Origin of the sequence: Arthrobacter echini (genome assembly GCF_008107445.1) — a bacterium.
Taxonomy (GTDB): Bacteria; Actinomycetota; Actinomycetes; order Actinomycetales; family Micrococcaceae; genus Arthrobacter_D; species Arthrobacter_D echini_A.
The window spans coordinates 76,077-100,402 of record NZ_VSLD01000001.1; the positions used below are offsets into that span (position 1 = coordinate 76,077).

Consider the following 24,326-nt stretch of genomic DNA (forward strand, 5'->3'; position numbering starts at 1 on the left):
AGGTGCCGCGCCGGGCTACCCGGCAGCGGCGAGCTGCACCGTGAGGTCGTCGACGACGGCGAGCAATGCGTCCCGGCCCAGGACCTTTGCGCGGGGATCCAGGCGTCGGAACAGCAGGACGGGCTCCCGGGGCGTGACGAGTTCGACGACGCCGGTCCCCGCGGTCACGGGGGCGCGCTCGTGGTCCCCTGCGCTCCACTCGAGCGCGAGGGTCGGTTCGATACGGACGATCTCGTCGTCCACCTCGTGGAACTGCTCGGCCTGTGCCGCACCGGCGAGGACCGCGTCCCCGATGGCCGCCAGATACACCGGATCACCGATTGCGTCGTAGACCCACCGCTGACCGAGGACGGGGTGATCGATGGTCCCGATCAGGTACTCCTCCAGCTCGGCGACCGGAGCACCACGGTAGGCCAGCGGCACCTGCACCAGGGTCTCGCCGTCCCTGACCAGCAGCGTCTCCACGCCCACCTCGCCGGCAGGATCGTCGAAGCGGTACGCCGCGAGCTGCTCGGGGGCGCTGACACCCCTGGCCCAGGGCTGACCGGGCAGCCACGGCAGCAGCACGTCCACTTTGGAGGGGTTCAGGGGTACGTCGTAGATGAAGGCCATGCTCCCACCCTAGGCGTACCCCTCCCGGCGGGTCCTGCGGCGGAACATGCCCAGCCAGGATGTCGGCCCGCGCCCGTACTCTCGTCGCATGGCTCAACGACCAGGGTGGCACGGCATCCCGCCGGGCATGGACCGATACGTGGCCCCGCTGCAGCTCGACGCTCCCGCGCACCGCATCACCCTGCCGCTGCGCTCGCCCGCCCTGTGGGTGGAGCTCAGCTACCCGGACGGCTCCAGCCGCACCATGAAGGGCTTCGCCATGGCCTGGACCAGCACCGCCGTCCTGGCGCAGTGGATCGAATACTCCCGTGCACGCGAGGCCTGGGTGCTCGCCACGTGCTGCCGACGTCGTACCCTGCCCCGGCCGATCCCGCCTGCCGTGGGTAGGGCGTGAGCGTCAGCGCTTGACGGACCGCAGGCTCCCGCCCGCCCTCGTACAGTGGCCGCATGGACGAATTGATCGTGCGCACGGTTCCGGGTGCGCGTGCCTGAGGTGGCCGGATGGCATGGGCTGCCGCCGACCACCCACGAGTTCACTCCGCCGGTTGAGCTCCGGACCCCGACCGAGGGCGTCACGGAGTCCATCGCGCCGTCGCCGGCCCTGTGGGTCGAGCTCGAGTACCCGAACGGTTCCCGGCAGAGAGTGCGCGGCTTCGCCATGGCGTGGACCGCCACCGCGGTGCTGGCGCAGTGGATCGAGTTCTCCATCGCCCGGGAAGCCTGGGTCCGCGCCGATCAATGTACGCGCCGCGATATCCGCCGGGCTGCCCCGGATACCTGACCGGTGCCCTGCCCGCGCCGGTAGCATCGGCCTATGGAAGCACGCACTGAAGCAGTCGAGGTGGTCCGGCGGTACTGGGCATCGGTGTGGAGCAGGGACTGGGACGGCGTGGGGCGTACACTCGCCGACGACGTCGAGGTCTTCTGGCCCGTCACGCGGGAGATCATCCGGGGACGCGACAACATGGTCGCGGTGAACTCCGAGTACCCGAACGGGTGGAGCATCGACGTCCTGAACGTCTACGACGCCGGCGAGACGGTGGTCTCGGAGGTCCAGGTGCCGCAGGAGGACGTGGGGATCTTCCGCGTGGTGTCCATCTGGACGGTGATCGACGGCGTCATCACCTCGGGGCGCGAGTACTGGACCCTGTACGGCGGCGAGGAAGGGCACGGCTGGCGGCGCAAGTACGTCGACGTCGGCGATCTCCCCTCCTGAGCAGCCCTGTGGTGCCTGTTCCCACGGTCGGTGCTCTTCGCTAGTCTTGCGAGAGGCGAGCAGAAATGCTGAGCCGGGACAGGGCAGCAACGGCGCCCTGCGCAGTCAGTCGATTCTCAGGAGGAAGCATGGCGGACGACCAGGATCTCAGTAACACAGAAGGCCCGGCGGACGGCGGCGCGGCAGGCGTACCCGGCGAACACGACGGCGGCGCCGACGGAGCTGCCGAAGGCCCCGCGGACGGCGGCGCGGCAGGCGTACCCGGCGAACACGACGGCGGCGCCGACGGAGCTGCCGAAGGCCCCGCGGACGGCGGTGCGGCAGGCGTAGCCGGCGAACACGACGGCGGAGCCGACGGAGCTGCGGACGAGGGCAACCGCCCTTGACTCCTGCGCGTCCAGAGCTCCAGGACGCCGACGCCGTCACCGGTGCCGGCGTCCTGGAGACCCGCCTCATCGACATGGACCGCGAGACGTTCGCCGGCGAGGTGTGGGGGCGCACAGCCCTGGTGACCCGATCGGCAGGCGACTTCTCCGATCTGCTCTCTGCCGAGGCCGTCGATGAGCTCGTCTCACGGCGCGGACTGCGTGCACCGTTCCTCCGCGTGGCCAAGGACGGCACCACGCTTCCGGACTCGGCCTTCACCTCCGGCGCGGGGATCGGCGCAACCATCTCCGACCAACTCGACGACACCGCGCTCTGGCGCAAATTCGCGGACGGGGCCACGCTGGTGCTCCAGGCACTGCACCGGACCTGGAACCCGATCGCCGACTTCAGCGCACGGCTGGGTGGTGAGCTCGGTCACCCGGTCCAGGCGAACGCGTACATCACGCCGCCGCAGAACCGCGGCTTCGACGATCACTACGACGTCCACGACGTCTTCGTGCTGCAGATCGAGGGCACGAAGCGGTGGATCATCCACGAGCCCGTACATACTGATCCACTGCGGGAACAGCCATGGACCGACCGCCGCTCCACTGTGGCGGAGGCGGCCACGGGCGAGGCCTTCATCGATACGGTCCTCGAACCCGGTGATGTGCTGTACCTCCCCAGGGGGTGGCTGCACGCCGCACAGGCCCAGGGCGAGGTATCGATCCATCTCACACTCGGCATCCACAGCTGGACCCGCTATGCCCTGGCGGAGCAGCTCGCTCAGGCTGCCCTTGCAGAGCTCCGCGATGACCCCGAGATGCGGGCCACGCTGCCGCTCGGCGTCGCCGGGCCCGCTGCTGACCTGGACCTGATCCGCGAGCGGCTCCGCGCAGCCGTCTCATCGGCGGATTCCGCACCCCTGTTCCACCGGACCCGGCGCAGCCAGGCCCGGCCGGCACCGCTGGGACCTCTGGCCCAGCTTCGCTCCTTCAGGGACCTGGGGCCCGCCAGCCTCGTGCGGCTCCGCGACTCGCTCGAGGCACGGCTGGAAGGATCACGTCTGACCACCCGCGTGGGCTGGCTGGAGTTCAGCGAGGCGGAACTGGAGTCGGTGGACCGCCTGCTCGGCGGCGAGGTGCACGTAGCGGGAGATCTCGGCGTCGAGCTCGTGGAACGCCTGATGCGTGCCGGGGTGCTGATTCCTGCTGACCGGTGATGGTGGGGCGGTGCCCGGCGCAGTCCGCTTCTTCTGCTCGAACGCCGCCCGCGAACGGGCCGACCCGATCGCGGGCACGGCACCGCGCGGCCTGGTCTGGGTCCTGATCGAGTATCGCGGAGGATGGCCCCCCAACGGCTTCGACGGCCTCGACCTGGACCCGCGAACGAAGGCACGGGTGTTCTCGGCTGCGCAGGCCCAGCGGGCACGAATCCTCCTCATGAGACGTCCCGGTCGTCGAACACACGGCGGATCGGGCCGCTGGGCCGTCCTGCGTCACGACACCACCGGCGCGTACCGCCAACAGTGGGGTACGTGGAGTCGCGATGAGGACCTGGCCGAGATTGCCGTGGCGCTGGAGGTACCGGGTGAGCTCGGGCATTCTCCGGTCATCCTGGTCTGCACGCACGGCCAGCACGACGTCTGCTGCTCGGTGCGGGGCCGGCCGGTGGGACGTGCCCTCGGCGAGCGCTGGCCGGAGCTGGTGTGGGAGTGCGCGCACGTGGGAGGCGACAGATTCGCTGCCACCGTGGTGGTGGCGCCCGATGGCGTCTACTACGGCAATCTCGACGAGGAATCCGCCGTCGGTGTGGTCGAGGGCCATCTCGCCGACCGCATCGAAGCCCACCATCTGCGCGGCTACACCGATCTTCCGTCACCGCATCAGGCAGCGATCGCCGGAGCGCTCGAGCACGTCGGTCCGGCCGGCCGCAATGACTACATCGTCACCGGATCCGTGCGTGACGCCGATACCTGGCGTGTCCGGCTGACGGGACGGCCGGCTCAGCTGACCGACGTCGAGGTCGAGGTGCAGGCTCACCGGACCCCGCCACGTCAGCTCACGTGCCGCGGCGCGCAGCCGAGCTCGGCCATCGACTACGAACTGGTGTCGGTCCGGAAGGTGTGAGTTCTCAGACCTTCGGCAGGACAACTGTGGTGACCGGCAGCGACGGGTCCGTCCCGAAGGCGATGCCGCTCGGGCTCCGACCGCTCATCACGAGCTGCGCGCCGAGCGCCGCGACCATTGCGCCGTTGTCGGTGCACAGCGGGATGGGCGGCACCGTGAGCGTGATCCCCGCCGCCTCGCACCGTTCCTGCGTCAGCTCGCGCAGTCTCCGATTGGCAGCCACACCGCCGCCGAGCAGCAGCTCGGTGATGCCGTGCTCCGTGCAGGCCAGTACGGCCTTGGCCGTGATGATGTCGACCACCGCTTCCTGGAACGACGCCGCGATATCGGCTACCGGCACGTCGAGGCCCGCCGCCTCGTACTGCTCCACGGAGCGGGCCACCGCCGTCTTGAGCCCGCTGAAGGACCAGTCGTAGCGGTGCGGGCCCGGCACTTCCGCCGTGCCCATGTACTTGGGCTGCGAGAGCCCGCGGGGAAAGCGGATGGCCTTCGGATCTCCGTCGGCCGCGAGGCGATCGATCGCCGGACCACCCGGATAGCCCAGGCCGAGGATGCGTGCCGTCTTGTCGTAGGCCTCACCTGCCGCATCGTCGATCGTGGACCCCAGCAGGTCGACGTCGCCCGCGATATCCACCACGCGCAGGATCTCGGTGTGGCCACCGGAGACGAGCAGCGCGCCGAGGGCAGGAGGGAGTCCGCCGGCCGGCGGCCGTCCGATCAGTCCCACGCCCACGTGCGCCACCAGGTGATTGATCGCGTACAGCGGCTTTCCGGTCGCGACTGCGAGCGCCTTCGCGGCGGACACACCGACCATGAGCGCGCCCGAGAGTCCCGGCCCGGCGGTGACGGCGATGGCGTCGATCTCCGCGAGCGAGACATCGGCGTCCGTCAGGGCGGCCTGCAGCGTCGGCACGAAGGCCTCGAGGTGCGCACGCGAGGCGATCTCGGGGATGACGCCGCCGAAGCGCACGTGCTCGTCCATGGACGAGGACACGGTGTTGGTCAGGAGTTCCGTGCCCCGCACGATGCCGATGCCGGTCTCGTCGCACGAGGACTCGATACCCAGGATCAGGGGTTCTGCCGTGGTCACGGTGTCTCTTTCTCCTCGGCCAGCACGAGCTGCATGACCCATGCGTCGACGCCGTCGCGGTAGTACTTCTTCCTCAGGTGGATCTTCCGGAAGCCGTAGCGGGCGTAGAGTTCCTGCGCACGGGGGTTGTCGGCGCGGACCTCGAGCATCACGGTCGTGGCTCCCCTGCGACGCGCCTCTCCGAGCAACTCGGTGAGCATGGCGCGGCCCATCCCCTGCCCCTCGAAGCGCGGTAGCACCCCGATGGTCTGGATGTCGGCCGTCGTGTCGATGACCATGAGACCGGCGTAGCCCACAACCTCGCCGTCCACCTCCACCACGATGTAGCGCCGTGTGTCCGGCTGGAAGAACTCGGAGTAGAACAGCTCGAGCGGCCAGGCATCTGCGGGGAACAGCTCGTTCTCCAGTATCCCGATGGTCTCGATCTCCTCGTACGCGAGGTCCCGCAGGACGAAGCTCACGCCGTCGCCCGCTTTCGCGGTCCGGGTACCTGGGCATCCGATTCCCGCAGGTACAGCGGTGAGGTGTCCAGCAGTGACCGGTCCGCGAGGAGTCTGGCATGGGCGACGAGCCCCAGGGACGCGGCATCGGGGTCCGCCGTCGTGAATCCGGGCACTCCGTCGAGATCCTCCGGATACAGACCGGCGGCGCGCCCGATGACCGGTCGGCTCCCCGGCAGCGCCGCCGCCGTGCCCACGTGCGGTCCGTCCAGCAGCTCCGGCAGGATGCCGCCCTGCGCGGGAGCACGGTACGCGGCCCAGTAGACCTCGCCCCGGCGCGCGTCCGTTCCCACGAGGAACTCCGCGCCCGGCAAGGCTGCGCTGCCTGCCACCGCGTCGAAGGCCAGGGCGTCCAGGCTCATGACGCCGTGCAGTGCCACGCCCCAGACGAAGCCCAGCGTCCGCGCGGTCACCAGTCCGGCGCGCAGACCTGTGAAGGGGCCGGGGCCCACCCCGGCGATGATCGCGTCGAGCTCGGGGCCCGCCACGCCGGCATCGGCGAGCACCCCCCGCACAGCAGGAGCGAGGACTTCGGCGTGCGAGCGCGTGTCAGCACTGGCGAACCGACCGACGACGACGTCGTCACGCACGAGCGCGACGGTGGCCGCGGCGGAGGTGTCGAGGGCGAGGAGAAGCACCCGGCAATCCTAGTCGAGGGACACCGCGGGCGGCCCTCCACGCCAACGCTCGCCGAACCCCGCGAGGGTGATGCTGCGCACCTCGTCCTCGCCGTCGTCGTCGAACGCCGTGACCGGCGCCCCGGCGCCTCCGGGCCCGGTTCCGTCCGTGCCCGGCGGGCGCGTGATGTCGATGTGCAGCCTGCTGCTGCTGAGGTGCTCCACGCGATCGGTACCCCACTCGACCACCGTGACATTCCGGGGCATCGTCGCCTCGAGATCGAGGTCGTCCACGGCCGCGGCGCTTCCGAGGCGGTACGCGTCCACGTGGATGAGCCCCGGTCCGTCTCCGGTGGAGGAATGCTGGCGGACGAGGACGAACGTGGGCGAGATGATGCGGTCCAGTACACCCAGACCGATGCCCAGGCCCTGCGTGAAGGTAGTCTTGCCCGCCCCGAGCGCTCCTGCGAGGACCACGAGATCACCGGGCCGGAGCGCTGGCGCCAGGCGCCCGGCGAAGGCCTTCAGCTCAGCCGCCGACCCGATCTCGTGCACCCGGGTCCACTCAGGCGAGACCGTCATCGCCCACTCCGGTATCGGCATGGAGATGGACGCGCTCCACGCGGTCGCTGATCCGTGTCACGATCTCGTAGTTGATGGTCTGGGCGGCGGCGGCCCAGTCCTCAACCGCCGGAGCGTCACCTCCGCCGAACAGCACGGCGCGGCGTCCCACGGGACTGTCGGGCGTATCGAGCAACCCCGTGGTGCCGAAGTCGATGACGAGCTGGTCCATGGCGATCCGCCCGATCACAGGATAGATCCGCCCGCCCACCTGCACTGGCGCCCCCGTGGCGATTCGCGGGACGCCGTCCCCGTACCCGACGGGGACGAGGCCGAGGGTCGTGGCCTGGTGTGTGCGGTAGGCGTGGCCGTAGGACACGCCCTGCCCCTTCGGCACCTCCTTGCAGGTGGAGACGGTGGTGCTGAAGGTCATCACGGGCCGCAGGCCGAGATCGGCGGAGTCCTGATCGGCGAAGGGCGAGAGTCCGTAGATACCCAGGCCCACGCGCACGAGGTCGAAGTGGCAGTCGGGCCGGGAGAACGTGGCCGGCGTATTGGCCAGGTGCCGCACCTCCACGGCGATCCCCGCGCGTTCGGCCGCCGCGACGGCCTCGCGGAACAGCTGGACCTGCCGGTCCGTCTCGGGACGGGCGGGTTCGTCGGCGGTAGCGAGGTGGGAGAAGACCCCGACGACGCGGAGCACGCCCTCGTCCTGGTAGCCGACGGCCCGGCGGAGCAGCTCGTCCCACTTCTCGGGCGGGCAGCCGTTGCGGCCCAGCCCCGTGTCGATCTTGAGATGCACGATCGCGGGTCGCTCGAGCTCGCGCGCGGCGGCGACGACGTGCTCGAGCTCCCATCCGGAGATCCCGAGGTCGAGGCCGTGCTCCACCCCGGCCACGAAATCCGAGCTCGGTGTGTGGAGCCAGGCGAGGACGGGGGCCTCGATGCCTGCCCTGCGTAACTCCACGCCCTCGCTGATATGTGCCACGCCGAGCCAGGCGGCTCCGGCCTCGAGGGCGGCCCGGGCCACGGGCACCGCGCCGTGCCCGTAGGCATCGGCCTTCACCACAGCCATGACACGCGCAGGATCAGCGATATCGCGGAGGTGCCGGACGTTGTGCCGCAGGGCATCGAGGTCGATCTCCACAGCGCGCTCGGGAAAGGTCACCCGCCCCATTCTGCCAGCTTGCCGGGGGCTGTGGCGGGCTTGCGTCTGCGAACCCCGGCCGCAAGGATCGAAGGCGTGTTCGATCCGATCCTCCCCGAACCGGGGTGTGTCCTGCCCGGTGACGACGGCACGCCCTGCGGCAACTCCGTGGGGGACGGCCCCTTCGGCCTCTGCGCCGGGCACATCGCGATCGTGGCGGAGTGGGCCGGTGCGCAGTGGGGAACGACGGATCTGCTGCCGGGCGCCTGCCGTGCCTGCGGCTCCCGGCTCGGAGTCCACTATCCCAGCGGGTGGGTCTGTGCAGCCTGTGAATGGCGCGTGGGCGACGTGCTCGACGACGGCCTTCCTCCCCCGCGCGTCGACGTGGTCTACTACCTCGGCTTCCGGGACCGGATCAAGATCGGCACGACGGCGAACCCGCGCCAGCGGCTGGGACGCATCCGGCACGACGAGCTCCTCGCGTTCGAGCGGGGTGACCGGCTCGTCGAACGCCGTCGTCACGGACAGTTCGCCGCCTGGCGGCGCGGCACCTCCGAATGGTTCGACGCCTCGCCGGAACTCTCGGAGCACGTGCGTCGGCTCTCCGCGGGCGTCGACGATCCCTGGGCGCTGTACCTGCGCTGGCTCGGTGAGGCGGCGGCCCTGCGCGGCTGATCCCCCGGAGCGCGTGCGCTACTGTCGGACATCAGCGACCCCCGAGGAAGAGAGCCGTGCCATGCAGAAGATGTCCCTCACCGCCCTCGCGCGGAACCAGCTCGACGCGGCACGCACGGGTACCAGCGGCCGCAGTGCCAGCACCGTGTACGGCGGGCACGAGCGCGTTCTCCGCCAGACCGTGATCGCCCTGCGCGGCGGCTCCGCGCTGGGCGAGCACGGGAACCCCGGCGAGGCCACCGTGTACGTCCTGAGCGGGCGGGTGCGACTCGTCGCGGACCCGGACGAGTGGGAGGGTTCGGCCGGGGACCTCCTGATCGTGCCCGAGCGCCGTCATTCCCTGGAGGCCGACGAGGATTCGGTGGTCCTGCTGTCGGTGGCCAAGCGAGCCTGACACCCTGACGGCCGGGAGTCCCGGCCGTCAGGGGCGCGGCAGGCTCAGGCCTTCAGGGCAGCGGCCCAGAGATTGATGTCGGACTCGACGGCGAACTCGTCGATGGCCCGCAGTTCCTCCTCGGTGAAGTCGAGCTGCCGTGCCGCGGCCAGACTGTCCTCGAGCTGACGGACACTCGAGGCGCCGATCAGCGCCGAGGTCACGGGTGTCCCCTTCGTCTGCTCGCGCAGGACCCAGGCGATGGCCAGCTGCGCCAGACTCTGGCCGCGGTTCTCCGCGATACCGTTCAGCCCGCGGACGCGGTCGAGATTGTCCTGGGACAGGTGGTCCTCGGAGAGGGACGTGCCGGCGGCGGCACGCGAGTCCTCCGGGACGCCGTGCAGGTACTTGTCGGTCAGCAGGCCCTGCGCCAGCGGCGAGAAGGCGATCGATCCGGCGCCGACCCGCTCGAGTGCCTCGAACAGATTCGGCTCACCGTTCTCCGTCCAGCGGTTGAGCATCGAGTAGGAGGGCTGGTGGATCAGCAGCGGTGTGCCGAGATCCGCGAGGATCGCCGCTGCCTCCAGGGTGCGCTCCGGTGAGTAGGAGGAGATGCCCGCGTACAGGGCTCGCCCGGACCGCACCGCCGTGTCCAGGGCCCCCATCGTCTCCTCCAGCGGAGTGCCGGGATCGGGCCGGTGGCTGTAGAAGATGTCGACGTAGTCGAGGCCCATCCGCTCGAGCGACTGGTCGAGACTGGCGAGCAGATACTTGCGGGAGCCGAGGTTGCCGTACGGTCCCGGCCACATGTCGTACCCGGCCTTGCTCGAGATGACGAGCTCGTCGCGGAAGGGCCGGAAATCGTCCCTGAGGTGGCGTCCGAAGTTCGTCTCCGCACTGCCGTAGGGCGGTCCGTAGTTGTTCGCGAGATCGAAGTGCGTCACCCCGAGATCGAAGGCCCGGCGCAGGATGTCCCGCTGCGTCGCGAAAGCCCTGTCGTCACCGAAGTTGTGCCACAGCCCGAGGGAGACGGCAGGCAGGTGCAGCCCGCTGCGTCCTACGCGTCGATAGGGCAGCTTCTCGTAGCGGTCGTCGGCAGGATGGTAGGTCATTTCCTCATCCTAGGCGGGCCGGGGGTTGTCATTCATCACCGGGCACTGGACAGTGGGCATGACCGGGCAGGGCCGCACCACGGTCCTGTCCCCGGCGACCGTCCCGGGTGAGCAAGGGGTGTCCGTGTCCGAACGAGTGATGACTGCAGGGCGCCTGGCCTGGCGTGTCCCGGGAATCGTGCTGACCATCGTCGTTCTGCACGTGCTCGGGTGGGGTACGTTCTTCGCCGTCGTGCGGCCGCAGCGGTTCGCGATGGACGACGGCGCAACGATCTTCGGCGTCGGACTGGCTGTCACGGCCTACCTGGTGGGTGTCAGGCACGCCTTCGACGCGGACCACATCGCGGCCATCGACAACACGACGCGGAAGCTCGCGACCGCCGGGCGCAGTCCCGCGAGCACCGGGTTCTGGTTCGCGCTCGGCCACTCGACCGTCGTGATCCTCACCGTCGCGCTGCTCAGTGCCGGCCTGAATCTCCTGGCGGGTCAGCTCGGGGACGACGGTTCTGTCCTGCAGCAGTTCACCGGTATCTGGGGACCCGCCGTCTCGGGACTGTTCCTGCTCCTCATCGGGATGATCAATCTCGTCTCCCTCGCAGGGGTGCATCGGGCGCACCGGCGCTTGAGGGCGGGCACCTACGACGGCGCGGAGTTCGATGCGCTCCTGGACAAACGGGGGCTACTGAATCGGCTGGTCGGACCGCTCGCCCGCCGGATCGACCGGCCGTGGAAGATGTATCCGTTGGGCGTGCTCTTCGGGCTGGGTTTCGACACGGCGACCACGATCGGACTGTTCGTCGTCGCCGGGGGTGCCGCGGTCACCCTGCCGTGGTACGCGGTGATGGTGCTGCCCCTGCTGTTCACTGCCGGAATGGTGCTGTTCGACAGTCTTGACGGGCTGCTGATGAGTCGCGTGTACCGATGGGCCTTCCAGCAGCCCGCCCGCAAGATCCTGTACAACTACATCGTCACGTCGGTGTCGGTGGCCATCGCCTTCATCGTGGCCCTCGTGATCCTCGGCGGACTGGTCAGTGCCCTGCTCGACGTCGACTCCGGCCCGCTCGCATGGATCGGAGGGGTAGACCTGGAGAACTTCGGCCTCGTCGTCGTCGGACTGTTCGCCATGACCTGGGTCGCTGCGGTGATCGTGGGGAACGCCCGGAAACGGACCTGATCCGCTCGCCGGCACGTGGGAGGACCCCGCCACGTCCTCGTGGACCATCCATTGACCGGCCCCGGGCCCGGTGCTACCTTTCGAACACCCGCAGTGACGGTCCTTCGGTCCAGACGACCGGGCCCACGCCGCTTCCGCCGTTGTCATCAGCACCTGGAGCAGTCCATGTTTCTGAGTATGCACGAGCAGGAACGATTGATGATCTTCACCGCGGGCAAGCTCGCGCTGGAGCGCAAGGCCAGGGGCGTCCTCCTGAATCTCCCCGAGGCCACGGCCATCATCACCTCCTATCTCCTCGAGGGCGCGAGGGACGGCGACTCCGTGGCGGATCTGATGGACTCCGGGCGGCACGTGCTCTCCCGGGCAGACGTCATGGAGGGCATTCCCGAGATGATCGCGCAGGTCCAGGTCGAAGCGACCTTCCCCGATGGAACCAAGCTCGTGACAGTGACGGACCCGATCCAATGACCGACTCGTCGAAGAATCCCTTCCACAATCCCGAGCTCTCGGACACGGAGCGGTCCTCCACCGGGCACTCGTCGGATCATCCGGGCCGGGACTACCCCGAGGATCCGAGCCCCGGGAAGACGACCGGGAAGCGCCGCAGCGGTCCCTCGGGTCCCAGCGAGCCGCGGCGCCCCGGCACCAACGAGCGCCAGGCACCAAGACGGTCCATGACGCCGTCCGGCGAATCCCAGGAACCGGTCATCCCCGGCGAGTTGTTCCTCGCGGACGGGGACATCGAGATCAACGTCGGCCTCGAGGTCACCACACTGCGGGTGGAGAACGTCGCTGACCGCCCGGTCCAGGTCGGCTCCCACTTCCACTTCGCCGAGGTCAACACGGGTCTGGAGTTCGACCGGGACGCCGCCTGGGGCAAGCGGCTCAACGTGCTCTCCGGAGGAGCGATGAGATTCGAGCCCGGCGCCGCCGAGGAAGTGGAACTCGTCCCCATCGGAGGGGATCGCATCATCTACGGCCTGCGCGGGCTGTGCGGAGGGAAACTCGATGACCAGGATCGATAGATCCGAGTACGTGGCGTCCTACGGCCCCACCACCGGGGACTGCATCCGCCTCGCGGACACGAATCTCCTGATCGAGGTCGAGGAGGACCGCTGTTCCCGCGGGGACGAGGTCGTCTTCGGGGGCGGCAAGTCGATCCGCGAGTCAATGGGTCAGTCCCGGGCCACCCGAGCCCAAGGGACGCCGGACCTGATCATCACAGGCGCCGTGATCCTCGATCACTGGGGCATCATCAAAGCCGATGTCGGCATCCGCGACGGCCGCTTCGTCGCCCTCGGCAAGGCCGGCAACCCCGAGACCATGGACGGTGTCCACCCCGATCTCGTGATCGGCCCGTCCACGGAGGTCATGTCGGGGAACGGGCTGATCATGACAGCGGGGACCATCGACACCCACGTCCACTTCGTGGGGCCCGACATGCTCGAGGTGGCCCTCAACGCCGGGACCACCACCGTCGTCGGCGGCGGCACCGGACCGACCGAGGGCTCGAAGGCGACGCTGGCCACTCCCGGTTCCTGGTGGATGGAACGCATGCTCGAAGGGTTCGATCCATGGCCGGTCAATGTCCTGTTCCTGGGACGCGGCAACACGGTGTCCCGGGACGCGATGTGGGAACAGCTACGTGGCGGTGTGGGCGGATTCAAGATCCACGAGGATTGGGGCGCTACACCAGCCGTCATCGACGCGGCCCTGAAAGTGGCCGACGAGAGCGGCGTTCAGGTGGCCATCCACTCCGACACCCTCAACGAAGCGGGTTTCGTCGAGGACATGCTCCGGGCTGTGAATGGGCGGGCCTTCCACTCGTACCACACGGAGGGAGCCGGTGGCGGACACGCCCCCGACATCATCCGGATCGCCAGTGAGCGCAACGTCCTGCCGGCCTCGACGAATCCGACGAGACCGTTCACGGTCAATACCGTCGACGAGCACCTCGACATGGTGATGGTGGCGCACCACCTGAATCCCCAGGTGCCCAACGACCTCGCCTTCGCCGAGAGCCGCGTGCGGGCGGGGACGATCGCCGCCGAGGACGTCCTGCAGGATCTGGGGGCCCTGTCCATCATGTCCTCCGACGCCCAGGCCATGGGGCGCATCGGAGAAGTGGTGATCCGCACGTGGCAGACGGCTCACCAGATGAAGAAGATCCGCGGATACCTCCCCGGGGATGGCAAGGCCGACAATCACCGGGCCCGGCGCTACGTCGCGAAGTACACCATCTGCCCGGCTGTGGCCCACGGACTGGAACGTGAGATCGGATCCATCGAGCCCGGCAAGATGGCCGACTTCGTCCTCTGGCAGCCCGCCCTGTTCGGGGTCCGTCCCACAGCGGTCTTCAAGGGTGGCATGGCGGCCGTGGCCGCGCTGGGTGATCCGAACGCCTCTATCCCCACCCCGCAACCCGTGCTGGAACGCCTCGGGTTCAACGCACACAGCCCCGCTGCAGCAGCGACGAGTGTGGCTTTCGTCTCCGAGATCGCCATCGAGGACAATCTCGCGGACAGGCTGAACATCCAGCGCGAGCTCGTGGCCATCGAGAACACCCGAGGTCGTACCAAGGAGGATCTGCCGGAGAACACCGCGATGCCCCACATCGAGGTGAACCCCGACACCTACGGGGTGAAGGTCGACGGCGAGCTCATCGAGCACGAGCCAGCGGAGAAGCTACCCATGACGCAGCGGTACTTCCTCTTCTGATGACCCACGTACTCGAGGAGGACACCCGCCCGAGGGATTCGGCGACCGCGGCCGCCGAATCAGCGGGGTCCACCGCGTCGCTCAGGAGCATGTCCGCGCTCATGCTGTTGATCGACGGTCGCTTCCCCGCCGGGGGTCACGCGCACTCCGGGGGATTCGAGGCAGCTGCGACCAACGAGAAGGTGACCGACATCGCGTCCATGGAGCAGTTCCTCCTGGGGCGCCTCCACACCACGGGCCTCGTCGCGGCTGCCTTCGCTGCCTCGTCCTGTCTCGCCTTCGGCCGCGCCGCGGCCGCGACCGACGATGCGGGGCTCGCGGCGTTCACCGCGGACCTCGGCGTGCTGGACGACGAGTTCACCGCGCGCACGCCCTCACCTGTGCTGCGGGTGGTGTCGCGCCGTCTCGGCCGCCAGCTGGTCCGCGCAGGACGGCGGATCTGGCCGCATCCACTGGTGGACGAACTCGCCCGCCTCCCCGGCCAGGGAGTGCACCAACCTGTCGCCTTCGGCGTCGTGGCCGGAGCCGCCGGCCAGCCCCCGGTTCTCGCCGCAACGGCAGCGGCCCAGGAGTCCATCACGGGTCCTGCCACCGCCTCGGTGCGACTGCTCGGGCTTGATCCGTTCGACGTCAACGCGCTGCTGGCGAGACTGGCGGGCGACGTCGCGCTCGTCGCGACCAGGGCGTTCGCATCCGCATCCTCATCCCCTGCGGACCTGCCGGCCGTCGCCGGCTACCTCATCGACATATCCGCAGAAGTACATGCAACCTGGGAGGTACGACTCTTTGCCAGCTAACCAGCCCCACGACCACACCGATCACGACCACGACCACGACCACGACATCTCACACCTGCTCGAACCGAGCCACGAGGGCGCGAACACGCTCCAGGCCACCCCTCCCCACGTTCATGTGGACGAGGAGGAGCCGATCACGCGGCAGCCGAAGCAGGCCTTGCGGATCGGTATCGGTGGTCCTGTAGGCTCCGGCAAGACAGCCCTCGTGGCTGCCCTCTGCAGGACGCTCAGCAAGGAGCTGGCCCTCGCCGTGGTGACCAACGACATCTACACCACGGAGGACGCCGACTTCCTCCTGCGGCACGGGGTCCTCCCCGCGGAGCGCGTCACGGCCGTCGAGACCGGAGCCTGCCCGCACACCGCGATCCGCGACGACATCTCCACGAATCTCGAGGCCATCGAGGAACTCGAGGAGAAGCTGCCGCCGCTGGATCTGATCCTCGTGGAAAGTGGCGGGGACAACCTCACCGCCACCTTCAGCCGGGGCCTGATCCACCAGCAGATCTTCGTCATCGATGTCGCCGGTGGTGACAAGGTGCCCCGGAAGGGAGGACCCGGCGTGACGACGTCGGACCTGCTGGTCATCAACAAGACCGACCTCGCCACCTACGTCAATGCCGATCTCGACGTCATGGATCGCGACGCGAAGGCCAAGCGCGGCGACCTGCCCGTGCTCTTCACCTCGCTCACCCAGGACCCGGCGGCAACCTCGGTGGCAGCCTGGGTCAGGGAGAAGCTCAGCGAACACACCCACTGATGCGTTCGCATGCTCTCCTCGACATCGCGTCGTCGAGCACGCCGCAGGGTGTGAAGCGTTCATACATCGAGAGGATGCGGTCGCAGGGCGCGCTGGTCCTTCGTCCCACGAAGGAGGTCCTGCCTGGTTGGGCTGCGCGGTGGAATCTCACCGGGAGCACGCCCGTCAAGGTGAGGATCGTGGCGGGCGCCGCCGGCCCGCTGGGCGGAGATCAGCTTCGCCTGGAGGTCACCGTGGGTGCTGGTGCCGTCCTCATGCTCGGAGCGGCCGCCGGCACCCTTGTCCTCCCGGGAGTCCATGGCGAGCAGTCGCGCAGTGATGTCTCCATCACGGTGGCAGACGGCGGGACGCTCATCTGGAACCCCGGGGTGCAGATTGCTGCCAGGGACTGTCACCACACGACGCTGAATACCATAGGCCTCGCGGCCGGGGCCAGGTTGTACGCGCGTGAGGAGATCGCCCTGGGACGGTTCGGTGAGGAGCCAGGGCGATTCCGGCAGCGCATGCGGGTGACCCGTGAGGGGAAGCCGCTCTACGACCAGGAACTCGCCATCGGTCCAGGGGCACCGGGGTGGAACAGCGCGGCCGTCACGGGAAAACGCCGGTCACTCGGCACGATCGTCCTCGTCGACCCCCAGAGGGCGGGTCGGCCGACGCGGCAGGAGTCGGTGCCTGACACTGCGGTGATGGAGCTGTCGGACGAGGCGTCCCTGATCTCCAGCCTCGCACCCGACGCGATCGAACTGGGCAGACGGCTGGATGCTGCGTTCAGCCGTTCGTTGGCCGGACAGTAACACGGCTGACCGACGAGCGACGGCTCGTCGGGGATGATCGCTCGTCAGTCCTCGTCCGCTCGTCAGTCCTTGTCCGACGCACCCTGCGTGGGCTCGTCGTCCGGCTGATCGATCACCTGGCCGCCGTCGTCCTTCCAGCGGTGGATCTGCTTGTCTGGTACCAGCGGCTCCGCAGCCCGCTTCTGCTGCTCCTTGTCATCCATGCTCCCATGGTAGGGGCGGACCAGCGGCGCAACAAGGACGGCCGCGGCGTCCGCGGCCCCAGGCAACCCCGTGGCTGATCGATTACTGTGGTCAGTCCCTGCCGGAGCACATGTTCCGACTCCCAGCTCGAGAAGGACCATGATGTCACTGCTGAGTTCCCCTTCCCGGACCCTCGGGTGGACGCTGGCCTCCGCGGCCCTCCTGCTGACCGCCCTGACGTCGTGTTCGTCCCCCGGGGACCAGAACAACGGCGCGATCGCCGTCGGGGAGAACGGGTCGGTCGGCTCCGTCGATCTCCTGAGCGTCCTGCTGGTCTCCTCAGCCGAGGGAGAGCCCGCACGCCTCCTGGGGACCCTGGACAATGAATCCGATCAGTCCGTCGAGGTGACCATCTCCGATGCCGACGACGAGGTCGTGATTGCCGTGGACCCCGGGGAACAGTTCTCCCTGCTGCACAACGAGACCATCTTCGAGACGGTGGGAGACGCTCCGGGAGCGAACACGACCGTCACCGCCGAGTCCGGAGGCGAGACGATCGAGCTGCTCGTCCCGGTGCTCGACGGAACGCTCGAGCAGTACAGGCCCTACGTCCCGGAGTGACATCTCCCCTGCTGTCCGGGTCGAGGTTCCTACCGGTCCTCCCGACGATCGACGACCGGGGGCGGCCCATCGGGGTCGGGCGCTCCACCCTCGCCGACCCAGTCCGCGATCTCCGCCGCTTCCTCGGGTGTGACTGGTTTTCGCCGACCCAGCAGTGATGAGATCGTATCGATGATCTTCGGCATGTCCTTCTCCTCTCGCCGCGCTTTCGGTCAGTAGCGGAAGACGGCCGCCATGCTGCTGTCGGGGTCGACGCCGTCCGACGTCGCATGGACCAGTCCCCCGTTGTTCATCGTGGCGACCGCAGCAGCCTCGATCTGTTCGCACGCCGCGTAGCGCCGGTCCTCGCCCAGCATCACGATGGCATGCGGATCACCGGTCTCCTGCTCCCAGCACCATGGGTCGGCCTGGACGAACAGCGTCTCCACCCGGCCGTTGACAGCGGCTTCGTGGACCTCATCGGGATCGCTCGATGCGCGTCCGGTGCCCTGGAGTTCCCGGAACTGCTCGACCAGCCGGGACCTGTCGTCGCCCAGCTGCTGCTCGATGATCGGCCACGCGAGCTGGTGCAGTTCGTCCTTCGAGAGCGGGTCCGGGTTCCGGAGCACGGCCTCGTCCAGAACGTGCTGGTACTCCGAGATGCCACGATAGGCGCTCACGATGGGCTCCAGGCCTGCGAGCACCAGCTTCGTCCCGTCGTCCTCGAGCTGGGTGCGCAGGCCTGCGCCCAGCTCCCGCAGGAAGCTCACCATCTCGTCCTTCTTGAAGTCCTTGTCCGACGCGCCATGGCCGAAGAACACGGCGGCGCCGGCGCCGGCCGCGGCAGGCCTGGTCATCGTGTCGGACCGTGGCTCCGGGTCGCCCACGACCTCGCGGAGGGACGTCGGCACGTCGTGCAGGTCGACATCGTCGATGCCGTGGCGGTCTGCCCGGAACAGCCGGGTGTCCTGCTGGCTGAGGGCCAGCAGGAGGAACTGTTCATTGCCCGTGAGGAGTCTCAGAGCCGGTCCGAGGACCAGGCGATCACCGATCGTGGCGAGCTCGGGGACATTTGCCGGCACACTGTAGCTGCGGTGCCAGCCCGGACGCAGGAACAGTGCCACACCGTCGCGCATGTGCTGCCACTGCCAGGAGTCGTCCTGCAGTGCCTGCGCCGGAGCCAGCAACTCGTCCAGCTCCTTGCCCTTCAGCCGCTCCGAGAGCTTGTCACGGACCGCGCCGAGCAGATTCTTCCAGCGCAACTGATCGGCCCTGGATTGATCACCGGACCGGTGGGTGGGCATGAACATCGAGATCTGCACTGCAGCCGGATCGGCCTCGGTCAGGAGGGGTAGATCGGCACCGGTCATCATGTCCACTGTGTTCTCCTCATCGTTGGCTACCCGGCGTCCGGGCATAGCTATCTATCTCCTCCCACCCAACCCCGGATCGGTGCCGCCGTCCAGAGCAGAAGGTCCCCGATTGCCGCCGGTAGCGTGGGAGCTGTGAACGCAACCGAGAAGATCTACTCCCTGCTGCTGAAACGGGACGCCGACGCCGAGCGGACCCTGCCCGAGGACGTCCGACGCAATGTACCGCGCAACGGACTGCGCCTGGTGGCGGCCAACGCCCTGCAGTCCTCCGGCGACCAGACCGTGAATGCCTCGACCGTCCTCCCGTGGCTGTTCGACGCACTCGGTGTCCCGGCGGCGCTGACCGGGGTGCTCGTTCCTATCCGTGAGTCCGGTTCGATGCTGCCGCAAGCATTCCTGACACCCCTGATCCTGCGTGTGCGGCACCGGAAGCGGGTCTTCGTCGCTGGGGCGCTCGTCCAGGCGACGTCGGTGGCGGCGATGGCTGCGACCGCAGCAATCGGCAGTGGCTTGGCTGCCGGGCTCACCATCGTGGCCATGCTGGCGGTGTTCTCGCTCGGGAGGTGCCTGTGCTCGATCTCCTCCAAGGATGTCCAGGGCCGAACCGTACCCAAGGGGAACCGTGGCCAGATCAACGGTCTGGCGACGACGGCGTCCGGGCTGGTGGCGATCACCCTGGGACTGGGCATCCGGTACTTCGGCGACGGGGAGGCGGACGCCGGCCAGCTCGCCTGGCTGCTGGGCGGCGGTGCCGTGCTCTGGGTCATGGTAGCCGTCCTCTACAGCGGCATCCGGGAGCCGGCGGGCCAGGAGCAACCGGCCCGCGAGCCCGGTGACACGCAGAACTGGTTCCTCCGGACATTTGCCCTCCTGCGTGAGGACCGCGACGTCCGGCACTTCGTCGTCGTTCGCAGTTTCCTGCTGGTGTCCGCGCTGAGCCCGCCCTTCGTGGTGGCGCTGTCGGTCGGCGCCGGGAACGACGGCCTTGCCGGTCTGGGCGGCTTCGTCATCGCGTCAGGCCTGGCCTCGCTGCTGGGCGGGCGCCTTTTCGGCCGGCTGGCGGACAGATCGAGTCGGACGCTGATGACCGCCGGGGCCGGAGCCGCCTCGGGGATCATCGTCGTGCTGGTGGTGATCGTGTCGCTGCCCGGGTTCTCCGGTGACAGCCCCGCCGGCACGCTGCTGTTCATCTCGGGCTATCTCCTGCTGACCCTGATGCACACCGGGGTCCGGGTAGCGCGCAAGACCTACATCGTGGACATGGCAGAGGGTGACCTGCGCACCACCTACGTGGCTGTCTCGAACTCCGCGATGGGCGTCATCCTGCTCGTCGTCGGTGGCATCAGCTCGCTGCTCGCGATCCTCGGCATCGTCTGGGCGCTGATGTTCCTGGCGCTCATGGGACTGGTGGGAGTCGTCGCCGGGGCCCGGCTGCCCGAGGTGTCCCGCCGCTGATCAGCGGGTCTGCGCCAGGACGACTGCTGCGTGGGCCGGCAGGTGGAGCCTGCCGTCGGCGAGCTCCACGCCGTCCACGGTGGTCAGGAGCAGCTCGGCCGCTGCACCCGGCAGGGACACGGTGCGCCTCGACGTGCCGAGGTTCAGCACGACGACGGTGCCGGCGCGCCGCAGGAGGATCCAGCGGTCCTCCTCGTCGAACTCCACCGCGATACTGCCGAAATCGGCCTCGCGCAGATCGCGGCGTTCCGAGCGCAACCGGATGAGATCCCGGTAGGTGGAGAGCAGCACCGCGTGGTGTCCCTGCTCCAGCTCGGCCCAGTCCAGCTTGGCCGAGGCGAACGTCGCGGGGTCCTGAGGGTTGGGGACGTCCTTGGGGCGCCAGCCCATCCGCTCGAACTCCCTCAGCCGACCCTCTGCCGTCGCCGTGCCCAGCTCCGGCTCCGGATGGGAGGTGAAGAACGGCCACGGGGTCGACGCGCCGTACTCCTCGCCCATGAACAGCATCGGCGTGAAGGGGCCGAGGATGTTCAGGACAGCGGCCTGCGCGAGCTGGGTCGGGGTCAGCAGGGCACCGAGGCGGTCCCCCGCGGCCCGGTTGCCGATCTGGTCATGATTCTGCGTGCAGACCACGAGCTGCAGCGGGCTCACCGTCGCCGCGTCGATCTCCCGGCCATGGTGGCGTTCCCTGAAGGACGAGTAGGTCCCGTTGTGGAAGAAGCCGTCCTCGAGGACCTTCGCGAGCGCCCCGACCGAGTCGAAGTCGAGGTAGTAGCCGTCGATCTCCCCCGTCAGATTCACGTGCACCGCGTGGTGGAAGTCGTCGCTCCACTGCGCGGCGAGTCCGTACCCGCCCGCGCTGCGGGGCTCGATGAGACGGGGATCGTTGAGGTCAGACTCGGCGATGAGGAACAGGGGCTTGCCCAGCTCGGCGGCGCACTGGTCGGTGCGGGCACCGAACTCCTCCAGGATGTGGACCGCGCGTTCGTCGTGGAGGGCGTGCACCGCATCCAGCCGCAGCCCGTCCACGTGGTAGTCACGGAACCACATCAGCAGATTGTCGACCACGTACTCGCGTACCTCATCCGACTGCGGGCCGTCGAGGTTCAGCGAGTCGCCCCAGGTGTTGGACTTGCCGTCGGTCAGATACGGGCCGAAGAGTCCCAGGTAGTTGCCGCTCGGGCCGAGATGGTTGTAGACCACGTCCTGGATGACGCCGAGGCCGTGCCGGTGGGCCGCGTCGACGAATCGCTGGTAGGCCGCCGGGCCGCCGTACGTCTCCTGCACGGCGTACCACAGGACGCCGTCGTACCCCCAGTTGTGGGTGCCGTTGAAGGCATTGACGGGCAGCAGTTCCACGTACTGTACGCCGAGGTCCGCGAGGTAGCCGAGCTTGTCGATCGCGGCGTCCAGGGTTCCCTCGGGGGTGAAGGTGCCCAGGTGCATCTCGTAGATGACGCCGCCGTCGAGCCCCGGTGAGACCCAGGAGCTGTCCTGCCAGGCATGGGCCGACGGATCGAAGGTGCGCGAGAGCCCATGGACGCCGTCGGGTTGCCGCCGCGATCTCGGATCCGGCACCGGGGTGTCGGATCCGTCCACCAGGTACCCGTAGGCCACGTCCGATGACGACGCCGGAGCCGGGGCCCCATCGGCGCTCCACCAGTGGCCCCCCTGCCGTGTCATCGGGTATTCGGCGCCGTCCGCCACCAGGGTGAGTGCGTCGGCGCGTGGCGCCCAGACATCGAAGGCATTCCTCATGCTGCGTCCTCCTGGACCAGTAGTGCGGCGGGGAAGGTGGCGAAGATCTCGGCGGCGTGCACGGTGCCCCCGCTCACCGTGGCGCCGGTGAGCGCGCAGGTGTAGGTCCCGGCAGGTAGCTCGAGCGTGGTCCCCTCCCAGCCGCCGCGTCGGGCGAGCCCGTAGGGCAACCGCGTGACGAGCGTGATGGCACCGCCGCGATCGAAGGCGAAGACGTGGCCCGCGGCGGCGCCGGATGCCGTGACCGCGGTGTACCCGGTGAACAGTTCCGGACGATCGCGGCGCAGCTTCAGGGCGCGCGAGACGACCAGCATCTTGGCTTCGGCGCCGGGGCCCACCTCGGGGAGCGCCCCGAAGTCGATGTCCGTCAACACCTTTCGGCGTGCCTCGTAGTCCACCTCACGGCGATTGTCCGGGTCCACGAGGGAGGTGTCCCAGAACTCTGTGCCCTGGTAGACATCGGGTACACCGGGCATGGTCAGCTGCAGCAGTTTCTGCGCCAGCGAGGTGGACCATCCCGCGTCCCGGATACGCTCGACCGTCTCCGTGATGAGCGCCGCCACGGCGGCGTCGTCGAACGCGGCGTCCACCGCGGCGTGCATGCCGCGCTCGAAGGCCTCGTCCGGTGCGGTCCAGTGCGTGCTGAGGTCCGCTTCACGGGAGGCCTTCTCGGCGTAGGCATGGGCGCGTTCCCGACCCAGCGGCCACGCGCCGATCAGTGACTGCCACAGCAGGGGCGCGAAGGTGGCATCACCGATGGGCGCGAGTTCCTCGAGCCGGCCGAGGATCCCCACCCAGTCCTCCGCGAGTTCGGACAGGACGGAGATGCGTGCCCGGGTGTCCTCGCTGCGTTTCGTGTCGTGGGTGCTGAGGGTGGTCATGGCCAGCGGGTTCGCGGTCTCCCGCTCGAGCAGCCGCCGGTGCAGCTCGAGTGGCTCGATCGAGAAGATGCTCGGGTCCGCTCCCACCTCGTTGAGTGAGACGAGGCGCGAGTACCGGTAGAACGCGGTGTCCTCGACACCCTTCGCCATCACCATCCCGGAGGTCTGCTGGAATCGGCGCGGGAGCTCGGAGAGCTCCCCGACTCCGTTCAGGAAGGGGTTCAGGAGCGGATGCAGGGTGGAAATGGCGTCGGTGAGATCCGGACGCCTGATCCGGGCGTCGCGCACGGCATCCGCGAGGTACTGCGCGCCGCCGGGGAGGTAGCTGCGGTAGACGGGGAAGCACGTGAGCAGTTCGGCGATCGCATCGACGGCGACGTCGGCATCGAGCCCGGCGTCGGTCGGGACGAGCCGCGCGAGGCGCAGCACCTCCGAGCGGAGGATCCCGTCCGCGATCCCACGCTTGGTGTGGTGGATCATCTCGTGGAAGGGATCGACCGGCACGGACCCGGTGAGAGCGTGCTCTCCGTCCGGGTCGGTGAACAGCCGGTCGATCTCCGCGAGCGCGTCGTACCCCGTGGTACCCGCCGTGTCCCACTCCGCGGGCAACGTCTCCCCCGGCTCGAGGATCTTCTCCACGAGGACGTAGGCTCCTCCGGTCAGGCTCCGGAGATCCCGGAGATAGCCCTCGGGGTCGGCGAGACCGTCCGGGTGGTCGATCCGCAGACCGTCGACGAGCCCGTCGTCGAACCACCGCTTCACCTCCGCATGGCTCTCCTCGAACACCCACGGCACCTCGACACGTAGCCCGGCCAGGGTGTTGACGCCGAAGAACCGCCGATAGTTCAGCTCGGAGTCCGCGCGGCGCCAGTTGACGAGTTCGTAGTGCTGCCGGGCGTGGACCTCGGCCGCCGAGTCCCCCGGATGGGCGGAGCCCTCGGCGAGGGGGAACCGGTTGTCGTAGTAGCGCAGCTCTCCGTCCACGAGGCTGAGCTGGTCCAGCTCGTCCTCGCCGTCCCCGAGGACCGGGATTCGGATCCGGCCCCCGCCTGCGTCCCAGTCGACGTCGAACGCCTCCGCCATGCGCGATCCCCGACCCTCCTGCAGCAGTTGCCACCACCAGGCGTTGTCGGCGGGTGTCTGAACACCCATGTGGTTGGGGACGATGTCCACCAGCACGCCCATGCCCGCGGCGCGGGCGGCCTCGCTGAGCGCTGCGAGACCGTCCGGACCGCCGCGCACCGGATCGACGGCGGAGGGATCCGTCATGTCATAGCCATGATCGGATCCCTCCTCGGCCGTCAGGATCGGCGAGAGGTACACCCAGTCCACTCCGAGATCATGCAGATACGGCACGAGGGCTGCTGCTTCGTGCAGATCGAACTCGTCGCGGATCTGCAGCCGATAGGTCGATGTCGGTGTCAACACGTGGGGGTCC

29 protein-coding genes are annotated in these 24,326 nt (G+C 68.9%); 17 read left to right on the plus strand and 12 right to left on the minus strand.

Features of this window, described 5'->3' with window-relative positions:
* Nucleotides 1-15 precede the first annotated feature (15 nt).
* Entirely contained in the window at nt 16-612 is a 597-nt protein-coding gene (locus FQ377_RS00320; protein WP_148599277.1) for a maltokinase N-terminal cap-like domain-containing protein, read from the minus strand.
* 88 nt (nt 613-700) lie between these two features.
* Between FQ377_RS00320 and FQ377_RS00325 the strand changes: the two genes are divergently transcribed.
* From FQ377_RS00325 to FQ377_RS00350, 6 genes are all read left to right on the plus strand, one after another.
* Nucleotides 701-1,006 (plus strand): hypothetical protein, encoded by a 306-nt coding sequence (locus FQ377_RS00325; RefSeq protein WP_148599278.1) that lies wholly within the window; start codon nt 701-703, stop codon nt 1,004-1,006.
* A 99-nt stretch (nt 1,007-1,105) separates the two neighbouring features.
* Nucleotides 1,106-1,393 (plus strand): hypothetical protein, encoded by a 288-nt coding sequence (locus tag FQ377_RS00330; RefSeq protein ID WP_148599279.1) that lies wholly within the window; start codon nt 1,106-1,108, stop codon nt 1,391-1,393.
* A 33-nt stretch (nt 1,394-1,426) separates the two neighbouring features.
* A complete protein-coding gene (locus FQ377_RS00335; RefSeq protein ID WP_148599280.1) occupies nt 1,427-1,828 on the plus strand; it encodes a nuclear transport factor 2 family protein in 402 nt (133 codons plus the stop codon).
* Nucleotides 1,829-1,956: 128 nt separating this feature from the next.
* Nucleotides 1,957-2,214: a BatC protein gene (locus FQ377_RS00340; protein WP_148599281.1), complete on the plus strand. Its 258-nt coding sequence runs from the start codon at nt 1,957-1,959 to the stop codon at nt 2,212-2,214.
* Nucleotides 2,215-2,288: 74 nt separating this feature from the next.
* Nucleotides 2,289-3,416, plus strand: a complete 1,128-nt coding sequence (locus FQ377_RS00345; RefSeq protein WP_148600016.1) for a cupin domain-containing protein — start codon at nt 2,289-2,291, stop codon at nt 3,414-3,416.
* Nucleotides 3,417-3,426: 10 nt separating this feature from the next.
* The gene (locus tag FQ377_RS00350; RefSeq protein WP_148599282.1) at nt 3,427-4,323 is read left to right on the plus strand and encodes a sucrase ferredoxin; all 897 of its coding nucleotides are present in this window, start codon (nt 3,427-3,429) and stop codon (nt 4,321-4,323) included.
* A gap of 4 nt (nt 4,324-4,327) precedes the next feature.
* Here the strand turns inward: FQ377_RS00350 and tsaD are convergent, their stop codons facing one another.
* From tsaD to alr, 5 genes are read right to left on the minus strand one after another with little or no spacing between them, the layout of a single operon-like run.
* Nucleotides 4,328-5,413, minus strand: a complete 1,086-nt coding sequence (gene tsaD / locus FQ377_RS00355) for a tRNA (adenosine(37)-N6)-threonylcarbamoyltransferase complex transferase subunit TsaD (protein ID WP_148599283.1) — start codon at nt 5,411-5,413, stop codon at nt 4,328-4,330.
* Nucleotides 5,410-5,874: a ribosomal protein S18-alanine N-acetyltransferase gene (gene rimI / locus FQ377_RS00360; protein ID WP_148599284.1), complete on the minus strand. Its 465-nt coding sequence runs from the start codon at nt 5,872-5,874 to the stop codon at nt 5,410-5,412. Before rimI ends, tsaD begins: the two co-directional genes overlap by 4 nt.
* A complete protein-coding gene (tsaB, locus tag FQ377_RS00365; protein WP_148599285.1) occupies nt 5,871-6,551 on the minus strand; it encodes a tRNA (adenosine(37)-N6)-threonylcarbamoyltransferase complex dimerization subunit type 1 TsaB in 681 nt (226 codons plus the stop codon). The genes rimI and tsaB overlap by 4 nt, the downstream gene beginning before the upstream one ends.
* Nucleotides 6,552-6,560: 9 nt before the next feature.
* On the minus strand, nt 6,561-7,112 hold the full coding sequence (gene tsaE / locus FQ377_RS00370; RefSeq protein WP_148599286.1) for a tRNA (adenosine(37)-N6)-threonylcarbamoyltransferase complex ATPase subunit type 1 TsaE: 552 nt from the start codon (nt 7,110-7,112) through the stop codon (nt 6,561-6,563).
* Nucleotides 7,096-8,268 carry an alanine racemase gene (gene alr / locus FQ377_RS00375; RefSeq protein ID WP_148599287.1) on the minus strand — a complete coding sequence of 391 codons (1,173 nt, stop codon included), beginning with the start codon at nt 8,266-8,268 and terminating at the stop codon, nt 7,096-7,098. Before alr ends, tsaE begins: the two co-directional genes overlap by 17 nt.
* Nucleotides 8,269-8,334: 66 nt before the next feature.
* Between alr and FQ377_RS00380 the strand changes: the two genes are divergently transcribed.
* Both FQ377_RS00380 and FQ377_RS00385 read left to right on the plus strand, forming a co-directional pair.
* Nucleotides 8,335-8,913, plus strand: a complete 579-nt coding sequence (locus FQ377_RS00380; protein ID WP_262364185.1) for a GIY-YIG nuclease family protein — start codon at nt 8,335-8,337, stop codon at nt 8,911-8,913.
* A 61-nt stretch (nt 8,914-8,974) separates the two neighbouring features.
* A complete protein-coding gene (locus tag FQ377_RS00385) occupies nt 8,975-9,307 on the plus strand; it encodes a cupin domain-containing protein (RefSeq protein WP_148599288.1) in 333 nt (110 codons plus the stop codon).
* A 44-nt stretch (nt 9,308-9,351) separates the two neighbouring features.
* Here FQ377_RS00385 and mgrA read toward each other — a convergent pair whose 3' ends face one another.
* Nucleotides 9,352-10,398, minus strand: coding sequence for an L-glyceraldehyde 3-phosphate reductase (mgrA, locus tag FQ377_RS00390; RefSeq protein ID WP_148599289.1), 1,047 nt, complete (start codon nt 10,396-10,398; stop codon nt 9,352-9,354).
* Nucleotides 10,399-10,522: 124 nt separating this feature from the next.
* Between mgrA and FQ377_RS00395 the strand changes: the two genes are divergently transcribed.
* The 7 genes from FQ377_RS00395 to FQ377_RS00425 all read left to right on the plus strand — a co-directional run bounded on the left by FQ377_RS00395 (nt 10,523) and on the right by FQ377_RS00425 (nt 16,638).
* Nucleotides 10,523-11,572: a HoxN/HupN/NixA family nickel/cobalt transporter gene (locus tag FQ377_RS00395; protein WP_222861815.1), complete on the plus strand. Its 1,050-nt coding sequence runs from the start codon at nt 10,523-10,525 to the stop codon at nt 11,570-11,572.
* A 165-nt stretch (nt 11,573-11,737) separates the two neighbouring features.
* The gene (locus FQ377_RS00400; protein WP_148599290.1) at nt 11,738-12,040 is read left to right on the plus strand and encodes an urease subunit gamma; all 303 of its coding nucleotides are present in this window, start codon (nt 11,738-11,740) and stop codon (nt 12,038-12,040) included.
* Nucleotides 12,037-12,597, plus strand: a complete 561-nt coding sequence (locus FQ377_RS15330) for an urease subunit beta (RefSeq protein WP_148599291.1) — start codon at nt 12,037-12,039, stop codon at nt 12,595-12,597. Before FQ377_RS00400 ends, FQ377_RS15330 begins: the two co-directional genes overlap by 4 nt.
* On the plus strand, nt 12,581-14,290 hold the full coding sequence (locus FQ377_RS00410) for an urease subunit alpha (RefSeq protein ID WP_148599292.1): 1,710 nt from the start codon (nt 12,581-12,583) through the stop codon (nt 14,288-14,290). Before FQ377_RS15330 ends, FQ377_RS00410 begins: the two co-directional genes overlap by 17 nt.
* Nucleotides 14,290-15,087 (plus strand): urease accessory protein UreF, encoded by a 798-nt coding sequence (locus FQ377_RS00415; protein WP_148599293.1) that lies wholly within the window; start codon nt 14,290-14,292, stop codon nt 15,085-15,087. The genes FQ377_RS00410 and FQ377_RS00415 overlap by 1 nt, the downstream gene beginning before the upstream one ends.
* Nucleotides 15,077-15,844 (plus strand): urease accessory protein UreG, encoded by a 768-nt coding sequence (ureG, locus tag FQ377_RS00420; protein ID WP_316245900.1) that lies wholly within the window; start codon nt 15,077-15,079, stop codon nt 15,842-15,844. Before FQ377_RS00415 ends, ureG begins: the two co-directional genes overlap by 11 nt.
* Complete coding sequence (locus FQ377_RS00425; RefSeq protein ID WP_148599294.1) at nt 15,844-16,638, plus strand: urease accessory protein UreD; 795 nt, start codon at nt 15,844-15,846, stop codon at nt 16,636-16,638. Before ureG ends, FQ377_RS00425 begins: the two co-directional genes overlap by 1 nt.
* 62 nt (nt 16,639-16,700) lie before the next feature.
* Here the strand turns inward: FQ377_RS00425 and FQ377_RS14745 are convergent, their stop codons facing one another.
* Entirely contained in the window at nt 16,701-16,841 is a 141-nt protein-coding gene (locus FQ377_RS14745) for a hypothetical protein (RefSeq protein ID WP_187393202.1), read from the minus strand.
* A 139-nt stretch (nt 16,842-16,980) separates the two neighbouring features.
* Between FQ377_RS14745 and FQ377_RS00430 the strand changes: the two genes are divergently transcribed.
* Complete coding sequence (locus FQ377_RS00430; protein ID WP_148599295.1) at nt 16,981-17,442, plus strand: hypothetical protein; 462 nt, start codon at nt 16,981-16,983, stop codon at nt 17,440-17,442.
* A gap of 29 nt (nt 17,443-17,471) precedes the next feature.
* On the opposite strand, the gene FQ377_RS14750 is transcribed toward FQ377_RS00430, so the two are convergent.
* Nucleotides 17,472-17,627 carry a hypothetical protein gene (locus tag FQ377_RS14750; RefSeq protein WP_187393203.1) on the minus strand — a complete coding sequence of 52 codons (156 nt, stop codon included), beginning with the start codon at nt 17,625-17,627 and terminating at the stop codon, nt 17,472-17,474.
* A gap of 27 nt (nt 17,628-17,654) precedes the next feature.
* Nucleotides 17,655-18,794: a baeRF3 domain-containing protein gene (locus tag FQ377_RS00435; RefSeq protein ID WP_262364260.1), complete on the minus strand. Its 1,140-nt coding sequence runs from the start codon at nt 18,792-18,794 to the stop codon at nt 17,655-17,657.
* Between the two features lie 132 nt (nt 18,795-18,926).
* Here FQ377_RS00435 and FQ377_RS00440 point away from each other — a divergent pair, with 132 nt between their 5' ends.
* Nucleotides 18,927-20,249 (plus strand): MFS transporter, encoded by a 1,323-nt coding sequence (locus FQ377_RS00440; protein WP_148599297.1) that lies wholly within the window; start codon nt 18,927-18,929, stop codon nt 20,247-20,249.
* Here the strand turns inward: FQ377_RS00440 and treZ are convergent, their stop codons facing one another.
* Both treZ and treY read right to left on the minus strand, forming a co-directional pair.
* Nucleotides 20,250-22,007 carry a malto-oligosyltrehalose trehalohydrolase gene (treZ, locus tag FQ377_RS00445; protein WP_148599298.1) on the minus strand — a complete coding sequence of 586 codons (1,758 nt, stop codon included), beginning with the start codon at nt 22,005-22,007 and terminating at the stop codon, nt 20,250-20,252. It lies immediately after the preceding gene.
* Nucleotides 22,004-24,316: a malto-oligosyltrehalose synthase gene (treY, locus tag FQ377_RS00450; protein ID WP_148599299.1), complete on the minus strand. Its 2,313-nt coding sequence runs from the start codon at nt 24,314-24,316 to the stop codon at nt 22,004-22,006. Before treY ends, treZ begins: the two co-directional genes overlap by 4 nt.
* Between the last annotated feature and the right edge of the window lie 10 nt (nt 24,317-24,326).